Origin of the sequence: uncultured Flavobacterium sp. (assembly GCF_963922255.1) — a bacterium.
Classification (GTDB): Bacteria; Bacteroidota; Bacteroidia; order Flavobacteriales; family Flavobacteriaceae; genus Flavobacterium.
Genome location: NZ_CAWUIC010000002.1, coordinates 219,946 through 237,314, shown reverse-complemented (window position 1 = coordinate 237,314; position 17,369 = coordinate 219,946). Strand labels below are relative to the sequence as shown.

At 29.1% G+C, this 17,369-nt stretch carries 17 protein-coding genes; 5 read left to right on the top strand and 12 right to left on the bottom strand.

Going from position 1 to position 17,369, the window contains the following annotated elements; genetic code table 11:
* Positions 1-4 precede the first annotated feature (4 nt).
* From AABJ49_RS03110 to AABJ49_RS03100, 3 genes are all read right to left on the bottom strand, one after another.
* A complete protein-coding gene (locus tag AABJ49_RS03110) occupies positions 5-1,162 on the bottom strand; it encodes a serine hydrolase (RefSeq protein WP_338376052.1) in 1,158 nt (385 codons plus the stop codon).
* Positions 1,163-1,226: 64 nt separating this feature from the next.
* The gene (locus tag AABJ49_RS03105; protein WP_338376050.1) at positions 1,227-1,700 is read right to left on the bottom strand and encodes a methylated-DNA--[protein]-cysteine S-methyltransferase; all 474 of its coding nucleotides are present in this window, start codon (positions 1,698-1,700) and stop codon (positions 1,227-1,229) included.
* An 88-nt stretch (positions 1,701-1,788) separates the two neighbouring features.
* Positions 1,789-2,241, bottom strand: a complete 453-nt coding sequence (locus tag AABJ49_RS03100) for a DUF1573 domain-containing protein (protein ID WP_338376049.1) — start codon at positions 2,239-2,241, stop codon at positions 1,789-1,791.
* A 148-nt stretch (positions 2,242-2,389) separates the two neighbouring features.
* Here AABJ49_RS03100 and AABJ49_RS03095 point away from each other — a divergent pair, with 148 nt between their 5' ends.
* Together AABJ49_RS03095 and AABJ49_RS03090 are read left to right on the top strand one after the other, a co-directional pair.
* Entirely contained in the window at positions 2,390-3,661 is a 1,272-nt protein-coding gene (locus AABJ49_RS03095) for a HAMP domain-containing sensor histidine kinase (RefSeq protein WP_338376047.1), read from the top strand.
* Entirely contained in the window at positions 3,654-4,337 is a 684-nt protein-coding gene (locus tag AABJ49_RS03090; RefSeq protein ID WP_338376045.1) for a response regulator transcription factor, read from the top strand. Before AABJ49_RS03095 ends, AABJ49_RS03090 begins: the two co-directional genes overlap by 8 nt.
* Before the next feature lies 1 nt (position 4,338).
* Here the strand turns inward: AABJ49_RS03090 and AABJ49_RS03085 are convergent, their stop codons facing one another.
* The 3 genes from AABJ49_RS03085 to hemB form a co-directional block, all read right to left on the bottom strand.
* Positions 4,339-4,743 (bottom strand): c-type cytochrome, encoded by a 405-nt coding sequence (locus AABJ49_RS03085; protein ID WP_338376043.1) that lies wholly within the window; start codon positions 4,741-4,743, stop codon positions 4,339-4,341.
* Between the two features lie 78 nt (positions 4,744-4,821).
* Entirely contained in the window at positions 4,822-5,328 is a 507-nt protein-coding gene (locus AABJ49_RS03080; protein WP_338376041.1) for a DinB family protein, read from the bottom strand.
* A 5-nt stretch (positions 5,329-5,333) separates the two neighbouring features.
* A complete protein-coding gene (gene hemB, locus AABJ49_RS03075) occupies positions 5,334-6,323 on the bottom strand; it encodes a porphobilinogen synthase (protein WP_338376039.1) in 990 nt (329 codons plus the stop codon).
* 45 nt (positions 6,324-6,368) lie between these two features.
* On the opposite strand from hemB, the gene AABJ49_RS03070 reads away from it, so the two are divergent.
* From AABJ49_RS03070 to AABJ49_RS03060, 3 genes are read left to right on the top strand one after another with little or no spacing between them, the layout of a single operon-like run.
* Positions 6,369-8,996: a DEAD/DEAH box helicase family protein gene (locus tag AABJ49_RS03070; protein WP_338376038.1), complete on the top strand. Its 2,628-nt coding sequence runs from the start codon at positions 6,369-6,371 to the stop codon at positions 8,994-8,996.
* A 30-nt stretch (positions 8,997-9,026) separates the two neighbouring features.
* Positions 9,027-9,659, top strand: coding sequence for a hypothetical protein (locus AABJ49_RS03065; RefSeq protein WP_338376037.1), 633 nt, complete (start codon positions 9,027-9,029; stop codon positions 9,657-9,659).
* Positions 9,660-9,667: 8 nt separating this feature from the next.
* Positions 9,668-11,512: a hypothetical protein gene (locus AABJ49_RS03060; protein WP_338376036.1), complete on the top strand. Its 1,845-nt coding sequence runs from the start codon at positions 9,668-9,670 to the stop codon at positions 11,510-11,512.
* Positions 11,513-11,567: 55 nt separating this feature from the next.
* Here the strand turns inward: AABJ49_RS03060 and hemF are convergent, their stop codons facing one another.
* The 6 genes from hemF to AABJ49_RS03030 all read right to left on the bottom strand — a co-directional run bounded on the left by hemF (position 11,568) and on the right by AABJ49_RS03030 (position 17,366).
* Positions 11,568-12,470, bottom strand: a complete 903-nt coding sequence (gene hemF / locus AABJ49_RS03055) for an oxygen-dependent coproporphyrinogen oxidase (protein WP_338376033.1) — start codon at positions 12,468-12,470, stop codon at positions 11,568-11,570.
* A 103-nt stretch (positions 12,471-12,573) separates the two neighbouring features.
* Complete coding sequence (locus tag AABJ49_RS03050; RefSeq protein ID WP_338376031.1) at positions 12,574-13,125, bottom strand: transposase; 552 nt, start codon at positions 13,123-13,125, stop codon at positions 12,574-12,576.
* 51 nt (positions 13,126-13,176) lie between these two features.
* On the bottom strand, positions 13,177-14,202 hold the full coding sequence (gene hemE, locus AABJ49_RS03045) for a uroporphyrinogen decarboxylase (protein WP_338376029.1): 1,026 nt from the start codon (positions 14,200-14,202) through the stop codon (positions 13,177-13,179).
* 42 nt (positions 14,203-14,244) lie between these two features.
* Positions 14,245-14,901, bottom strand: a complete 657-nt coding sequence (locus AABJ49_RS03040; protein WP_338376028.1) for a uroporphyrinogen-III synthase — start codon at positions 14,899-14,901, stop codon at positions 14,245-14,247.
* A gap of 3 nt (positions 14,902-14,904) precedes the next feature.
* Entirely contained in the window at positions 14,905-15,612 is a 708-nt protein-coding gene (locus tag AABJ49_RS03035; protein ID WP_338376026.1) for a TrkA family potassium uptake protein, read from the bottom strand.
* An 11-nt stretch (positions 15,613-15,623) separates the two neighbouring features.
* On the bottom strand, positions 15,624-17,366 hold the full coding sequence (locus tag AABJ49_RS03030) for a potassium transporter TrkG (protein ID WP_338376024.1): 1,743 nt from the start codon (positions 17,364-17,366) through the stop codon (positions 15,624-15,626).
* Positions 17,367-17,369 lie beyond the last annotated feature (3 nt).

Below are 17,369 nucleotides of genomic sequence, written 5' to 3'. Positions count from 1 at the left end.
TCTTTTATTTTCTCTTCTCTAACATCTTGTATGCTTCTTCCACATAAACATACAAATCATCACTATGTGGATCAGTTTCAGTTTGAACACCTTTTAAATGACCTAAACGTACAATTATCAAATCATCTTCCGGAATTACAATTACAAATTGCCCCAAATGTCCTCTCATGTAAAACAACTCTTTTCCTTTGATGTTATGCATCCACCAACCATAACCATATTGTGGACTACTTTCAAATCGTGGTGTAATGCATTTTTTTACAAAAGTTGAATCTAAAATTTGTTCACCATTCCATTTTCCGTTTTGTTTGTACAGTTTTCCAAAACGTGCAAAATCTCTTGCGTTACTTGCAATACAACAATAAGCTTTTTCAATACCATCAGGTTCGTGGTCTAATTGCCATAATGCCTCATTTTCAGCACCCATAGGTTGCCAAAAGTTTTTAGAAACATAATCGGATACATATTCACCAGTTGCTTTTTCAATACACATAGCTAATAATTGGGTTGCACCACTTAGATATTTGAATGATTGACCAGGTTTTTCATTGATTTCTAAACCTAGAATTACTTTTTTCAAATCATCATCAAAATAAGCACGAGTTACTATTGAAAATGGGCTATAATATTTTTCGTCCCAACTTAAACCAGAAGCCATTGATGATAAATCACCAACTGTTACTTCTTTGGCAAATTTCCCTTTCAATTCAGGAAAAAAATCAGTTACTTTTTGGTCTAAACTTTTTATTTTTCCTTGCATTGTAGCTTTTCCAAGAGCAGCTGTAACAATACTTTTTGCCATTGAAAAAGAATTGGATTTTGAATCTTTATCAAATCCATCAAAATAACTTTCGTGCCAAATACTATCATTTTTAATGATTACATAAGCAATAGTTTGAAGCTCTTTGTGAGTTTCAGCTAAAGTTGGAGTTGCTTCAACAGAATTATAATCTTTGGCAATATTCCAAGGTTGAGCTGTTCCTTTTTTGATTTCTCTATTTGGAAAATGGGTATAATCCTCTAAAAAGGCTGTAGTATATCCTCTAAAATAAATGGTTCTTACAGCTCTTAGCAAATAATCTACATCAAAAATGTACATTAAAATAATCATGCTTACTAAAACAATAGCAAACCACTTGAAGACTTTTTTGAGAAATTTCATTTTAAAATTGTTTAGTACGAATTTAATGAAATTTCTATTGAAAAAAGAGAATTCGATTTAGATTTTAAAACAATGATTGTTGTTTTACAGGATTTTCGTGTTCTAATAACCATTTTTTTCTCCATAAACCACCAGCATAACCTGTTAATGAACCGTCTGAGCCTAGAACTCTATGACAAGGAACAACAATCCAAAGAGGGTTTTTACCATTAGCATTGGCAACAGCTCTAATAGCTTTTATCTCACCAAGTTTAATAGTTAGTTCTTGGTAAGACATGGTTTTTCCAAAGGGAATTTTAAATAATTCTTCCCATACTTTTTTTTGGAATTCTGTTCCTTTTGGATTTAATTTGAAATCAAAAGAAGTTCTATTTCCTTCAAAATATTCGTTTAATTGAACAATTGCATTTTGAAGTTGGGTTGGGATTTTTTCGGACACTTTTTGTTCATCATCAAAGATATGAATTGTAGATATTCCATTTTCATCACCAGTAATTTCTGTGAATCCTAAAACTGTTTTAAAGATTGCAATTTCCATAAAGTAAAAATAACAAAAAACCACCAGTTTTCACTGATGGTTTTTTCCTTTTAAAAGATGAATAATAAAAGTTGTTGTATTTTTATATTTAGTTTGCAAGAGTTTTAGTCTCTTGAGCTGGAGCTGGAGCAGCTTCAACTTTACCTTTTATTGTTAATGATTTTGGTAATTCAGAATCACTAGTTGTTACAGTAATTGATTTTGCAAAATTTCCAGGAGATGCAGCATTGTAAGTTGCAGCAACCATTCCTTTTTCTCCTGGTTTGATTGGAGTTTTTGTATAGTTAGCAGCAGTACAACCACAAGAAGGTCTTACGTTTGTAATTAAAACTGTTTCTTTTGAAGTATTTGTAAAAGTAAACTCATAAGTTGCTGGTTTACCTTGGTTTAATGTTCCAAAATCATGCAATTCAGTATCCCATTTAATTAAAGATGGAGCTTGTTTTGTTAAAACAGGAGTTGCAGCTTTCATTTCTGGTGATTGTGCAAATGAAGCAGCAGAAATAAATAAGGCTACTATTGCTAATTTAATTGTTTTCATAATATGTGTTTTTAAAATTGTTTTATATTTTACCTTTACAAAACTAAAATTTAAAATAAATGCTTTTGTTAACCACATTTTAATGATTGTTAATGAGTTGTTAACAGTGTAATTATTATTCTAATTTTGTGCTAATATAGCATCAATTATGAGACTAACACGATTTAATATTGTAATATTTATAGGTTTCTTAGCCATTGTAGGTGTAATTATCATGCAATTGTTACTACTAAACAAAGCATTGAAATTTGAAAAGAAAGAGCTAGAAAGTAAAATCTTTTTTGCGCTACAAGATGTTGTGGAGCGTATTTATTCGGACAATAAATCTAGTATTACTTTTAATAATCAAATTAAAAAAGTTTCAGATGATTATTATATTGTAAATGTTGATGATGTTTTTGAAAATAAAATATTAGAACATTACTTAAAAGTAGAATTTCAAAAAGTAAATATTGATTTAGATTTTGAATATGCCATATACAATTGCGGCTCAGACAAAATGGTGTATGGAAATTATGTGTCTTCTACCGGAAAAACTCCCGATAAATGTGAAGAATGTTTTTCAACCAACAATGATTTAATCTATTATTTTGCGATTCGTTTTCCAGATATTAACAAGACCTTTTATGGAAATTTACAGCAATATTGGATATTTACATTTGTCTTATTTTTAGTTCTTATAATATATGTATACTCTGTCTTTCTAATGTTGAAACAAAAAAGATATACGGAACTCCAAAAAGATTTTATTAATAATATGACGCACGAATTCAAAACTCCTTTGTCATCAATTTTGATTGCTTCCAATTTTGCCAATTCACAAAATGAAATTAAAGACAACCCAAAGCTTTCTAAATATGTTCAGATAATTATAAATCAAAGTAATAAATTGAACCAACATATTGAAAAGATTTTATATGTTGCCAAAACAGATAGCAATCAAATTTTATTGGAGAAATCAACGGTTGACTTAGATAAAACAATTGATTTAGTGAAAGAGAATATTTTACTAAAACATCAAAAAGAAATTAATTTTAAGATTGATTTAGATAAAAATTATCAAATTAAAGCAGATCAATTTCACTTTTACAATATCATTTACAACATCATTGATAATGCTATAAAATATTCTGGAAAAGATATTGAAGTAAACATACAAGCTAAAGAAAAAAACAACGGTTTACTATTAAGTTTTTCTGACAACGGAAGTGGAATTCCTTCAAAAGATTTGCCTTTTATTTTCGATAAATTTTATAGAGTTACTCGTGTAGATAATAAAGATATTGAAGGTTTTGGAATTGGACTTTCTTATGTAAAACGTATTTGCGATTTGCACAAATGGAAAGTTACTTTGAAAAATAATTCAAATAAAGGAATTACCGTTAAGATTTTAATAAATAAAGAAGACATCAATGGATAAGAAGCGAATTTTATACGTAGAAGATGATGAAACATTGGCTTTTTTAACGGCTGATAATTTAGAAAATCATTTTGAAGTTGTACATAGCAACAATGGAAAAGAAGCTTTTGATCTTTTTTGTAAAGAAAATTTTGATTTGTGTGTTTTGGATATCATGCTTCCAGACATGGATGGGTTTGAAATTGCAACCGAAATTAGAAAACGAAATCAAGAAATTCCTATTATCTTTTTGAGTGCCAAAACCATGAAAGAAGATCGGATAAAAGGATTGAAATTGGGAGCAGATGATTATTTAATAAAACCCTATTCTATTGAAGAGCTGATTTTAAAAATTGAAATATTCTTAAATAGAAGTCAAAAATCTGTGGAAAAAACTATTAAAACTTACCAATTTGGTTCGTTTGAATTTGAACCAGAAAATTATCAGTTGAAAAACAGTGAAAAAGACATTACGTTAACCGAAAGAGAAGCTGCTTTATTGCAATTGTTTTTGGAAAATCCAAATACGGTTTTGAAAAGAGAAAAAATCTTAACTGCACTTTGGGGAACCGATGATTATTTTATGGGAAGAAGTTTAGATGTTTTTATCTCAAGATTACGAAAAATTATAAAAGATGAAACCAACGTTAGAATAGAAAATATTCCAAGAGTTGGTTTCAAATTAGTTGTAGAATAAATTAAAAACTTAAGACATAAGCTTCAAGTGCTTTTAGTTCTTCTTCGCTCATGCTTTTTGTAATGGCAAAGTTCGTTTTCATTACTTCATATTGAGACGGATCTACAATGGGTTCGCTTTCCTCTTTTAAGAAAGAAACAATACTTGCATTTTTCTCTTTATATATTTTTGAAATATCAGCCAAACTAGGACCAATAATTTTTACATTAGGTTTGTGGCAGGCAAGACAAGCACCTTTGCCATCAAAAATTTCTTTTCCTTGATCCACAAGCGATGTTGATGTTGATTCAGTTGTTGAAACTTCTTCAGTAGGTTTGCCAAAATCTTCTTTTGGTTTTTTGTCTCCACAGCTAACAAAAACTAAAGTTAAAGCAATTGCAAATACGGATTTTAAATAGGATTTCATTGTGATTAAAAATTAAAAATTATTTCAAATTTACAATTAAATGGATGTTTTAATTGTGATAAATGTCATACAATGAAATTACCATCCTACATATTTAGGAGGAACAATCTCGTTTAAATTCAAATAAACAATCAGTTGACCACGATGGTGTGTAACATGATCTTGAAGTAAGTTTAAAATCTGCAATCTTGTTTTTGGACCAGCAAAAAATTCAACTTTTTCATTCAAGGATTCTGGTTTTGCATTTTTAATTATTTCACTCACATTGTTAAAAGATGTTTCTAACATTGTAATAATTTCTTCTTTTGAATAAACGTTTTCGTCTTTCTTTTTGTCAAATTTTTCAGCAGTGAAATAGGAAGTACTTAACCAATCCATATTTCCTTTAGTATGAATCAATTGTTCTCCAAAAGACATTTCTCTTTCTGTGGGTTTGAAATCATATTTGTCTTCAGGCATTGCTTTCGCAATTTCAAGTAAATAGTTTTTTGAGTTTTCCCATTTTTCAAGAAATGCATCAATTGATTCATTTTGAGCAAAAGCATTTAAAGAAATTAAGGTAAAAATAAGGACTAAGTATTTCATGTTTTTTATTTTAATAATCGAATAACATCTTTGGCAAAATAACTAGCAATCACATCTGCACCAGCTCTTTTAATAGCAGTAATTTGCTCCATCATAACAGCATCATGATCTAGCCAACCTCTTTCTGAAGCCGCTTTAATCATAGCATATTCACCAGAAACTTGATACACAGCAACAGGAACATCAACGGCATTTTTAATATCTCTTACAATATCTAAATAGGCAATTCCTGGTTTTACCATTACAATATCAGCACCTTCATCAATATCCATTTCTGTTTCACGAATCGCTTCTGTTCTGTTGTGATAGTCCATTTGATAGGTTTTTTTATCTTTAGGAATGTCAATTAAATCAACAGGAGCAGAATCTAAAGCATCTCTAAAAGGCCCATAAAACGCAGAAGCATATTTGGCACTATAACTCATAATTCCGGTGTTGATAAAACCTTCGTCTTCTAATAGTTCACGCATTTCCAGTATTCTTCCGTCCATCATATCACTTGGAGCTACAAAATCAGCACCAGCTTTTGCGTGAGATAAAGCCATTTCTGCCAAAATAGAAGAAGTGATATCATTAGCAACCATACCATTTTCAATGACACCATCATGCCCATAAATCGAATAAGGATCTAAAGCAACATCTGTCATGACAATCATTTCAGGAACAGCGTTTTTTATTGTTTTTACAGCTCTTTGCATTAAACCATTTTGATTTAATGCTTCGGTTCCTTTATTATCTTTTAAATTATCTGGAACTTTCACGAAGACTAAAACCGATTTTAAACCCATTGCCCAAAGTTCTTTTACTTCTTTTTCCAATAAGTCTAAACTATAACGAAAATAGTTTGGCATGGAAGGAATTTCTTCTTTGATACCTTTTCCTTCAACAACAAACAAGGGTACTAAAAAATCATTTGGAGTTATAACGGTTTCACGAACTAATGAACGAATTGCTTCATTTGTTCTTAATCTGCGATTTCTTCTAAGTGGAAACATAATTTTTCTATATTTGATACAAAGATAAAAATACTAATCCTTTCTATGCCTTTTAATAAGCTTAAATTTATTTATCCCTGGAGATCTTATCAAGAAAACTTTATAAATAATATTGTAAATCATATCAACGACAATCATTTACACGTTGTTGCTCCACCAGGTTCAGGTAAAACTATTCTTGGTATTGAAATAATGAGACAAGTTGGCAAAAAAACACTTGTTTTAGCACCAACTTTAACCGTAAGAAATCAATGGGAAAGTAGATTACAAAGCTTTTTTTTAACAGAAGACAGATTCAATGATTATTCATTTGATTTGAATAAACCAAATGTTGTAACTTTTTCTACTTATCAATCCTTACACTCTTTTTACAAAAAATTTGATTCGCCTACGGAATATTATGCTTTTTTTGAACGTGAGAATATAGAAGTTTTAATATTGGATGAAGCACATCATTTAAAAAATGAATGGTGGAAATGTTTATATCAATTAAAAGAAGAGAAAAAATTAATTGTAATTGCTTTAACAGCAACTCCACCTTATGATAGTGATGCATTAGAAGTTTCGAAATATTTTAAACTTTGTGGCAATATCGACGATGAAATAGCAGTGCCAGAATTGATTAAAGAAGGGGATTTATGTCCTCATCAAGATTATGTGTATTTTTCGAAACCCAGAGATTTAGAGATAAATTTCATTTTTGAATACCGAATGAAAATTTCAAATTTCATTGAAGAATTGAAACAGAATCAAGTTTTCATTTCATATATAAACTCACATCGTTTTATAACTCGAACGGAATATTGCCTTGATGAAATTTATAATAATCCTGAATATTTTTCTGCTATTTTAATATTCTTAAATGCTATACAACAAGAAATTCCAAAAGAAAAATTGTTAGTTTTAGGATTTGAAGAAAAAGAAAAAATAGAGTTTCCAGAATTTTCTAACAACTGGGCAGAGCTGTTATTTCAAAATTTATTAGTTTCTGATAGACTATCCTTGGTTGATGACGAAGAATATTTATCATCTTTAGAATTAAAATTAAGAAGATTAAATGTTTTTGAAAATAAAAAAGTAGATTTAATAGGAGGAGATTATTTATACAAGTCTTTAGCCAATAGTCCAAGTAAATTGGAAAGTATTACTAAAATAATCGAAAAGGAATACCATCATCTAAAAACAGACTTGAGAGCTGTAGTTTTGACTGACTATATTAAAAAAGAGTTCAAAAACATCAAAGAGGAAGATATAAAATCAATTGATAGATTGGGAGTAATTCCAATTTTTCATCATTTAAGAAGTAATGGAATTCCTAAAAAAGAAATTGCGGTTTTAACAGGAACATTAGTTATTATTCATGCTTTAACCATTGCTGCTTTTGAACAATTTGAAAATACAGATAACTATAGTTTTTTACCTTTGGATACAGATGCTGAATTTGTTGAAGTTATTCCTAAAACAGGTGCCAATCATATAGTAGACACAATTACAAAATTGTTTGAAAAGGGAAACATTAAAATATTAATTGGCACCAAATCCTTATTAGGAGAAGGTTGGGATGCTCCATCCATAAACACTTTGATTTTAGCGTCTTTTATTGGTTCATTTGTGTCCTCTAATCAAATGCGAGGAAGAGCCATTCGAACCCAAAAAGGAAATTTTAATAAAACAGGTAACATTTGGCATCTAGTCTGTCTTGATCCAACAGATCCAAATGGTGGAAAAGATATTGAAACTTTAAAAAGAAGATTTGATGCTTTTGTTGGGATTTCAAATTCGGAAACTCCCTATATAGAAAGCGGTATTGATAGACTTGATTTACCTAACAATTTTGAAGAAATTTCAATTGAAGATTTAAATAAAAAATCTCTTTTTGAAGCGAATAATAGACACCTTTTAAAAAACAAATGGGAAACTGCAATTCATAAAGGTACAGGAATTTCAAGAGAAATAAAACAATATTATGAAGGAAAGCAACCCTATATTGTTGAGAAAAAAGCCGCTTTTAAGGATGTCGTAAGTTATGGAATGCTTGAAATATCAGTAGCCGTTTCATTTTTTCTACCTCAATTTTTAATAAAAAATCTTCAAATTCTGATATCAAAAGGAATACTAGCATTTATCTATACACTTCTAGGTTCTTTAGCACTTACCTTTGGTTATAAATCTTATGTAGCCATAAAAAATTATATCCAATTTGGACTTTTACACAAGGATTTGGAAAATATTAGCAAGGCATTATTAGATAGTATGATTGATTTGGATATAATTCAAACAGAAAAGTCTAAAATAAAATTGACAACTCAAATTCAACAAAGAGGAGAAGTAGTTTGTTCAATTCAAGGAACTTCTGAAATAGAAAGTTCTTTATTTATCAATTCCTTACATGAAATAATTGAACCAATCAAAAATCCACGCTACATTATCATAAAAACAAATTGGTTAAGGGATAATTTTGAAATAGAAAATTACTATTCAGTTCCTCAATTGTTTGGTGATAAAAAAGAACGTTGCAATGTTTTTTTATATTATTGGAAGAAAAATGTAAGTTCATCAAAAGTGGTTTATACTAGAAATGTCAAAGGAAGAAAACTTCTTATAAAAGCTAGAATGTTACATTTATCAAATGCTTTTGAAAAAACCACAAAAAAAGCAGTCATTTGGAATTAAATTTGATAAAATAAATTATATTTTTGAGCGATGAAAAAATTTAGTCTTTTATTACTTTGTATTTTGGTTACCAGTTGTTTTCAAGTAACTGAAAAAATTAACCATAAAGCAGATCAAAGTGGTGATTATAGTTTGGTAATAGATTTTTCGGATTCTTGGATAAAGACAAGAGCTGCTATAATGTTAGGTGAAGTTGACGGTGAGAAAATACCCAGTGAAGCCGAAATGAAGCAAAAACTAGCTCAATTTAGAAGTGATGCTTCCAAAATAAAAGGAGCTACAAAAATTTCTACTTCCTATGACTTTAGCAATTATGTTTTTAAGTTAAATTTTACCTACAATTCTATTGAAACTTTAAATGCAGTTTTAAACACTATAGATAAAGAAACAAAACTTGATCATTTTAAAGAATCAAATGGAAAATTTGAACGCATTGCTTCTTATCCAATTCCAGAAAAATTAAAAGAAAAGAAAGATAAAAAAGAAGATTTACAAGAAGCAAAAATTACGGCTGTTTATAATTTTGATAAAGAAGTAAAAACGGTTCAAAATGCCAACAGTAAACTTTCAAAATCAAAAAAAACTGTTTTTTTGAAACATAATGTTTGGAATGTTTTAAATGACAACAGCCTGATGAATAACACAATTATTTTTACACCTTAATATTTAACATGAAAAAATTCTACGCTCTATTACTGTTACTACCCTTCTTTGTTTTCAGTCAAAACAATAAAGAAAATTATGATTATTTTGTTCAGTTCAACACCACACAATTTGCTAAAAAAGTAAATATAGATAGTTTGTTTAGTCACAAAATATTCAAAAGTTTCAACAAACAAAATTCAGATTTCAAATTAAAAGATTTTGTTTCTCTTTTGGATAAATCTAAAAACGCAACTATTCACGGAACATTTAAAGACAGTATTTCTTATACGCAAATTACGCTTCCAATTGTTGATGAAAAGAAAACTACAGAATTAGTGCAGCGTATGATTCAAAAAAATCAAGATTCAAAAAATGATAAAATTGTAAAAAAATCAAACTATTCAATGTATTCTCCAGCAAATGAAGATTACTCATTGGCTTGGAATAAAAAAGTTTTAGTTGTGTATATCAGTTATGAATCAAATCCAAGAAGTTATAACCCATATGGAAACGCTTATGAATTCGAAGAAACTGTTTATGATGAATCTTATGATGAAGAAGCAATTGAGGTTGAAGAAGTAATGATTGAAAGTACAGAAATAGTAGAAGAAGATTATGATGCTGTTGAAGTTGTTGAGGTAGAAGGAGAAGAAATGGAAGAAGACTATGATGATTATTATGACGATGAGTACTTCAAAAAAATGAGAGAAGACAACGAAAAAAGAGTAGCAGAAGAAAGAAAAATTAAACATGAAAGACAAGCCAATGAAATTGCTAAAATGTTTAAAAAAGGATTAGATATACCAACTTCTTTAAAAGTAAATAAGGATGCTGATATTTCTGCTTGGATGGATTATCAAGCTTTGACAGGGAAAATGACTTCATTATATGCTTTTTTTGGGAAAATGACTCCAAATGCGATTCCTTATGAGTCAACTTATAGTATTAAAGGAATGAACATGGATATGTTTTTTGAAAATGACAAAGCTAGAGTTACGCAAACACTTGAATATACAGATCCTTTAGCTAATGTGATGAAAAAAGTGATTTCAAGAGAACCAAACGAGAACATTTATAAGTATTTTCCAAAAAATGAACCTTTAGGATATTTTACTTATCACATGAGTACAGCAGAAATTCTGAAAAACTATCCAGCTATTATTGAGCAATCATTTTCTGCTTTGCCTATCGAAAAAGAAGGAATTGATATTGTAATGGATTTGATGACAACCATTGTTGATGAAGAAGCTACTGCAACCTTAATGGATGGAGATTTTGCCATGTTTTTTCATGGTATGGAAAAGTTCAAATACACTTTCAAAACAGTTGAATATGATGATGATTATGAAGAAATTGAAGTGGAAAAAACCATTGATAAAAACAAACCCGTATTTTCATTAATCTTAACATCAACTCATCCTAAAATGGCTGAAAAATTGATTAAATTAGGAATAAAGAAAGAAGTTTTAGTAGAAGAAAACGGAAATTATAAAATTAAAGGAACAAATGAATTTGGAGATATGTTTATCATGAAAGAAGGTGATGTCCTTGTCTTTACAAATGGATTAAACTACTTAGCTAAAGGTTCTCCATCTGATTTTTCTAAAAAAATGGCAAAAGAATCTGCGGATTATTATTTTTCAGGAAACTTCAACATCCAAGATTTTATTAAAAGTTATATGTTAGTAGAGGATTTTGGAAGAGAAACTGCAAAAGCGTTGCGTGTAGCAGATCAATTTAGAAATATTGAAATGAAATCTTCGAACAAATTTGATGGTAATAAAATGACAGTTGAAATGAATATGAATTCTAATTTTTCAAATAAAAACATCATTTTACAGACTTTAGATTTAATTGATTACATGAATTAATCTAAAAAGAAAATAAATAAAAAAGAGCAGTAGTTATTAAATTACTGCTCTTTTTTTAAACCCATTCTATAGGATTCATAAGTATTTTGATTAGCTTTTCTTCTTCACTTCCTTTTTCAGGATGATGGTCGTACACCCATTGCACATGTGGTGGTAGACTCATCAAAATACTTTCAATTCTTCCGTTAGTTTTTAGTCCAAAAAGTGTTCCTTTATCGTGAACCAAGTTGAATTCTACATAACGACCACGACGGATTTCTTGCCAATTTTTTTGAATATCTGTATAAGATAAATCTTTGCGTTTTTCAACAATTGGTAAATAAGCAGAGAGAAAACTATTTCCAACTTCAGTCACAAAGTTAAACCAATCTTCCATTTTCATGTCATCAGTTTCTTTGCAATAATCGAAAAATAAACCACCTATTCCACGAGCTTCATCACGATGTGCATTCCAAAAATAAGCATCACATTGTTTTTTATATTTTGGATAAAAATCAGGATTATGTTTGTCACAAGCTGTTTTACATGTTTGATGAAAATGAGTAGCATCTTCTTCAAATAAATAGTAAGGTGTTAAATCTTGTCCACCACCAAACCAGCTATTGATTACATTTCCATGATCATCATACATTTCGAAATATCTCCAATTGGCATGAACTGTTGGCACCAGTGGACTTTTGGGATGAATTACTAAACTCAAACCACAAGCAAAAAAATCAGCTTCTCCAACGTTGAACAATTTTTGCATAGAATCAGGTAATTTTCCATGAACAGCGGAAATATTTACACCACCTTTTTCAAAAACATTTCCGTTTTCGATAACGCGTGTTCTTCCACCACCACCTTCAGGACGATTCCATAAGTCTTCTTTGAAATAAGCTTTTCCATCAAGAGTTTCTAAACCTTTGCAGATTTGATCTTGTAAGGTTTGTATGTATGCGTAAAATTTATCTTTCATATTCCTTTCTCCTGCAAGGTTTTAAAAACCTTGTAGGTGTTTTTTATGTTATTTCTTCTTAAAATATACTGCAAGGTTTAAAAACCTTGCAGGAAATTAAACTCTATTCAAAAGTATATTTTTCTGTTAATTTATCATTTCTTTCATTATGACAAAAAATAAAAGTATCCTTTCCTCCAAATATATCAAGAACTGTTTTTCGTTCAATTTTAGTTTCTTTTTCTGATAAAATAGTTTGATATGAAGAAAACACAAATTCTTTAAAATCCATATCTAAATGATGTTTAGGATTCATATGAACATAAATTATTAAGTTCTTCAAGTATTCTTCATTTTCTAATCGAATTCTTTTAAAATGTTTTTCAAAAAGACTTCCTGTTCTACCAATATGTTTGTTATATGCTTTAGCGTAAGAGTTAAAAAAATTAGAAAAACTTTGTGTATCAATATCAGGTTCAGAATTTATTTTTATAACCAAATGAAAATGATTATCCATTAAACAATAAGCATAAATTGAAATTTGATCCTTTAAATATAACTTTAATTGTTTTAAAAAATATCTTTTATTATCATTGTTAGAAAATATACTAGTAGCATTTATTCCTTTGTTATAAATGTGATAAAACCTTTCTTTTTCTAATATTTCTAACTTCATTTATTAACTCACTATACCTACAAGGTTCTGGAAACCTTGCAGGAAATCAAACTACTGTTTATATTCCTTCACAGCTTCCACAAAAGCCTTAGCATGATCTACTGGAATATTTGGTAAAATTCCATGACCTAGATTTACAATGTAATTATCTTTTCCAAAATCATCTATCATTTGATGTACCATTTTCTTGATAACTGGAATTGGAGATAACAATCTTGATGGGTCAAAATTACCTTGTAAGGTTTTCTTTCCACCAGTTAAATATCTTGCATTTCTTGCTGTAATAGTCCAATCAACTCCTAATGCTGATGCTTTTGATTTTGCCATTTCGTCTAAAGCAAACCAACATCCTTTTCCGAAAACAATCACTTTTGTTTCTGGTGCTAAAGCTTCTACGATTTGGTTCATATAATTCCATGAAAACTCTTGATAATCTGCTGGAGAAAGCATTCCACCCCAAGAATCAAATACTTGAACCGCATTTACACCATGTTTTACTTTTTCTTTCAAATATAAAATGGTTGTATCTGTGATTTTTTGCAACAATAAATGAGCAGCAACAGGATTTGTAAAACAAAAACCTTTGGCTTTATCAAAACTTTTAGACCCTTTTCCTTCAACAGCATAACAAAAGATTGTCCAAGGTGAACCAGCGAAACCAATTAAAGGAACTTCATTTTCAAGTTTTTCTCGAGTCATGTCAATAGCATCCATAACATACCCTAAAGTTTCATTGATGTCAGGAATAAAAACGTTATCAACATCAGATGCTTTGCGAATTGGATTTGGTAAAACTGGTCCGATTCCGTCTTCTAATTCCACATCAATTCCCATGGCTTGAGGAATTACTAAAATGTCTGAAAACAAAATCGCAGCATCAGGTTTGATGATTCTAATGGGTTGAACCGTAATTTCAGAAGCTAATTCAGGCGTTTTACATCTGGTGAAAAAATCATATTTTTCTTTGATGGCCATAAATTCTGGCAAATATCTTCCAGCTTGACGCATCATCCAAACAGGTGGTCTTTCTACAGTTTCGTTATTTAAAGCTTTTAGGAATAAGTCGTTTTTAATCATTTTTTTAAGTTTCAAAGGAACTAAGTAACTGAGTTGCTAAGTTTATTTATAATATTTTAATACTTCTTTAATTACATTTTCAACGGTTGGTTGAGGTGCAATTTTTATATTTTTTGTTTTATGTTCTAATGCTTTTGCAGTTGTTGTTCCAATGCAAAAACAAGTTTGATTTTCTATTTTGTTTTCTATAAAATAACTTTCAACGGCTGATGGACTAAAAAATAAAATTCCATCGATTTTTGAAGTTACTTTTTTAGGTTTTAAAGCTGTTTCATAAACTACAACTTCATTCCATTTTATTTTGTTTTCATTTAACAGATTAGGTAAAGTATTTCTTCTGATATTACCTGAAAAAAATGTGAACGAATAATTTTTATATTTTTCTTCAATTATTAAACCCAAATCACTTGCATAATCTGCGGTTTCTTGAACTTTAAAATGTTTTTTTTCTAGAAATTTTTTGGTTTTTTGACCTACACAAACTATTTTTTTCTCTTTAATTTGGCTTTTAATGTTGCTTTTTAAAATGCTTTTAACCGAATTTTTACTAGTGAAAATCACAAATTCGTTTATAGTTTCAATTTGAAAATCAATAACTTTTGTCTTAATAAATTTTTCTTCTATTACATTAAAATTAGCATCGAAAAGTCTTAGTTTTGCTGTTTTGTTTAATTTTTTTGTAGATAGAATAGTTTTCAAAATCTATAGTTTTATTTCGCTTTCTTCTTGTCCTTCACAATAATATGAAATGTCTTTATTGTTTCCATAAACCACTAGAATATCACACTCTTTTAATACTGTTTCTGGAGTTGGACGACCAATAGTTTCTTTTACAATAGTTTTTTTACCTATTAAATTCTTTTTTTCTCTTTTTCTAATAATTGTTATCAATGTTAAATGATATTTATCAATGTCATTTAATTCAGCCAATGTTTTTCCGTGAAATTCAGGTCGAGATTTAACTTCAGAAATGGTATAATTGTTATCCAATTGATAGTTTTCTAAAGTAGTTCTGAAATTAATTTGCTTAGTTAATCTATCAGCAGAATCTTGTTCTGGATGAACAATACTATGAATTCCCATAGCTTCCAAAACCGTATCGTGAATTGGAGATAAAGCACGCGAAATAATTTTTACATCAGAAAGTTTTTTTATAATAGCTGTTGTAATAATAGCAGCACCTTCATTTTCACCAATGGCAACCACAACTTTATCAGCATCCTTTAAAGGCACAGCATCATAAGCTAATTCATTTGTTGAATCCATACAAATTACATGAGAAATTTTATCTTTTAAAAGATTTATCTTTTCCATGTTTTTATCAATTCCAATAACTTCGTTGCCAGTTTCCGTTAATGATAACGACAATGACATTCCGAAATTTCCTAATCCAAATACAATTACTTTCATTTTGTATAGTATTAATTTATCAATATATTTTCTTTTGGATACTCATAAAATTGATGATTCAATTGACGAAGTAATCCCACCATTAAATTGAGCATCCCAATTCTACCAATAAACATAGTTGCAATAATTACATATTTACTTGGTTCTGTTAATGTAGGTGTGAAATTCAAACTTAATCCAACTGTACTATAAGCAGAAAAGCACTCAAAAACAACCGTTAAAACAGGAGTGTCTTTTGGTTCAAATATCAACAAAGCCATTATAGAGATTCCAATAACAATCAAGGAAATACACAAAATAGCAAAAGCACGAGAAGTAGATTCAGTTGTAATTCTTCTGCCTAAAATTTGAATTCTGGTCTTTCCCATAGCAACAGCAAAAATATTTAAGGTTGCTAATGCAAAGGTACTAGTTTTTATTCCACCACCAGTTGATGCAGGTGAAGCTCCAATCCACATTAAAAATATCATAAATAATAATGAGGGAACAGTAAATTGGGTAAAATCTACAGTGTTAAAACCAGCAGTTCTTGGTGTTACAGAATTAAATGCAGCATTTGTAACTTTTCCAAAAGTGGTTTCATGCATTAATAAGGTGTTATTATACTCTGAAATGTATAAAAATACAAAACCAGATATTAATAATAATAAAGTAGTGTAGATAACTAATCTTGTATTTAATGTTATGACTCTAACTTGTTTATGAATTCTCTTTTTGTCAAAAAATTCTAAAACATACGTTTTCAGATACTGATAAAAATTGAAAACAATATTATGACCAAGACCACCAAAAATTACTAATGTCATAATTATCCATTGTAAAATGTAATCAAAACGTAAGCTTTCATCAAATAAACCTGCAGAGAAAATTGAAAAACCAGCATTACAAAATGCAGAAATAGAATGAAAAATAGAAAAGAAGAATTTATTACCAATCGAACTATTATCTAAAATTGAAAAATATATAAAAACGGCTCCAATTAATTCTACACTGATCGTAAAAATCACAACATTTAACGCAGCTCTAAATACATCTTTTAATCCTTCTTGAGCAATAAAATCCTTTGTGTTTAACCCTTCTTTAAATGACGAACTTCCTCTAAAAAAGAAAGCAAAGAAAGAAGTAAAAGTCAAAATACCTATTCCACCTAATTGTATTAAAACTAAAATTATGGATTGACCTATTAAGGTAAAATCTTTAGCAGTATCAACGACAGTTAAACCTGTAACACAAACAGCACTAATTGCAGTAAAAATGGCATTAGTAAAAGTTATTCCATTTGTTGTAGCACTTGGCAACATTAATAAAAAAGCACCAGTTAATCCTAAAATCATAAAACTTCCTACAAAAACAATTGCAGGGTTGAAATAAATATCATAGATATGACGTACTAAAACTAATAATCGAATTAAGAAATATATTATCAGTCCCCCTTCTAAAATAGGTTTAACTTTTTGGAGAATATAGTGTGTGCTAAAATCTAAGTGTAGTAATGAAATTACAAATGAACCAAATAATAGGACACTAAGTATTACAATATTTACTAGAGCAACCTTTTTATTGCTTTTAAATTTATAACGGATAAATTTAAAAATATTGAAACCTAGCAATAGAAAAGTCAAAACAATCAACCCAACAACATGTGGGGAATTATAATTTTCATTGAAATCATACCCAAAATCAAACACGATAAACAGCAAAACAATGATGTCAAAAAATCGGTAAAGGTAATTGAGTAATGATTCTTTTTCCATTTG

Bases quoted from the DNA above. Each gene is read 5' to 3' on its own strand.
- AABJ49_RS03100 (WP_338376049.1), bottom strand. From the start codon at position 2,241: ATGAAAACAATTAAATTAGCAATAGTAGCCTTATTTATTTCTGCTGCT.
- AABJ49_RS03030 (WP_338376024.1), bottom strand. From the start codon at position 17,366: ATGGAAAAAGAATCATTACTCAATTACCTTTACCGATTTTTTGACATC.
- AABJ49_RS03060 (WP_338376036.1), top strand. From the start codon at position 9,668: ATGAAAAAATTCTACGCTCTATTACTGTTACTACCCTTCTTTGTTTTC.
- AABJ49_RS03080 (WP_338376041.1), bottom strand. From the start codon at position 5,328: ATGAAATACTTAGTCCTTATTTTTACCTTAATTTCTTTAAATGCTTTT.
- hemE (WP_338376029.1), bottom strand. From the start codon at position 14,202: ATGATTAAAAACGACTTATTCCTAAAAGCTTTAAATAACGAAACTGTA.
- AABJ49_RS03085 (WP_338376043.1), bottom strand. From the start codon at position 4,743: ATGAAATCCTATTTAAAATCCGTATTTGCAATTGCTTTAACTTTAGTT.
- AABJ49_RS03095 (WP_338376047.1), top strand. From the start codon at position 2,390: ATGAGACTAACACGATTTAATATTGTAATATTTATAGGTTTCTTAGCC.
- hemB (WP_338376039.1), bottom strand. From the start codon at position 6,323: ATGTTTCCACTTAGAAGAAATCGCAGATTAAGAACAAATGAAGCAATT.
- AABJ49_RS03070 (WP_338376038.1), top strand. From the start codon at position 6,369: ATGCCTTTTAATAAGCTTAAATTTATTTATCCCTGGAGATCTTATCAA.
- AABJ49_RS03110 (WP_338376052.1), bottom strand. From the start codon at position 1,162: ATGAAATTTCTCAAAAAAGTCTTCAAGTGGTTTGCTATTGTTTTAGTA.
- AABJ49_RS03050 (WP_338376031.1), bottom strand. From the start codon at position 13,125: ATGAAGTTAGAAATATTAGAAAAAGAAAGGTTTTATCACATTTATAAC.
- AABJ49_RS03035 (WP_338376026.1), bottom strand. From the start codon at position 15,612: ATGAAAGTAATTGTATTTGGATTAGGAAATTTCGGAATGTCATTGTCG.
- AABJ49_RS03090 (WP_338376045.1), top strand. From the start codon at position 3,654: ATGGATAAGAAGCGAATTTTATACGTAGAAGATGATGAAACATTGGCT.
- hemF (WP_338376033.1), bottom strand. From the start codon at position 12,470: ATGAAAGATAAATTTTACGCATACATACAAACCTTACAAGATCAAATC.
- AABJ49_RS03105 (WP_338376050.1), bottom strand. From the start codon at position 1,700: ATGGAAATTGCAATCTTTAAAACAGTTTTAGGATTCACAGAAATTACT.
- AABJ49_RS03065 (WP_338376037.1), top strand. From the start codon at position 9,027: ATGAAAAAATTTAGTCTTTTATTACTTTGTATTTTGGTTACCAGTTGT.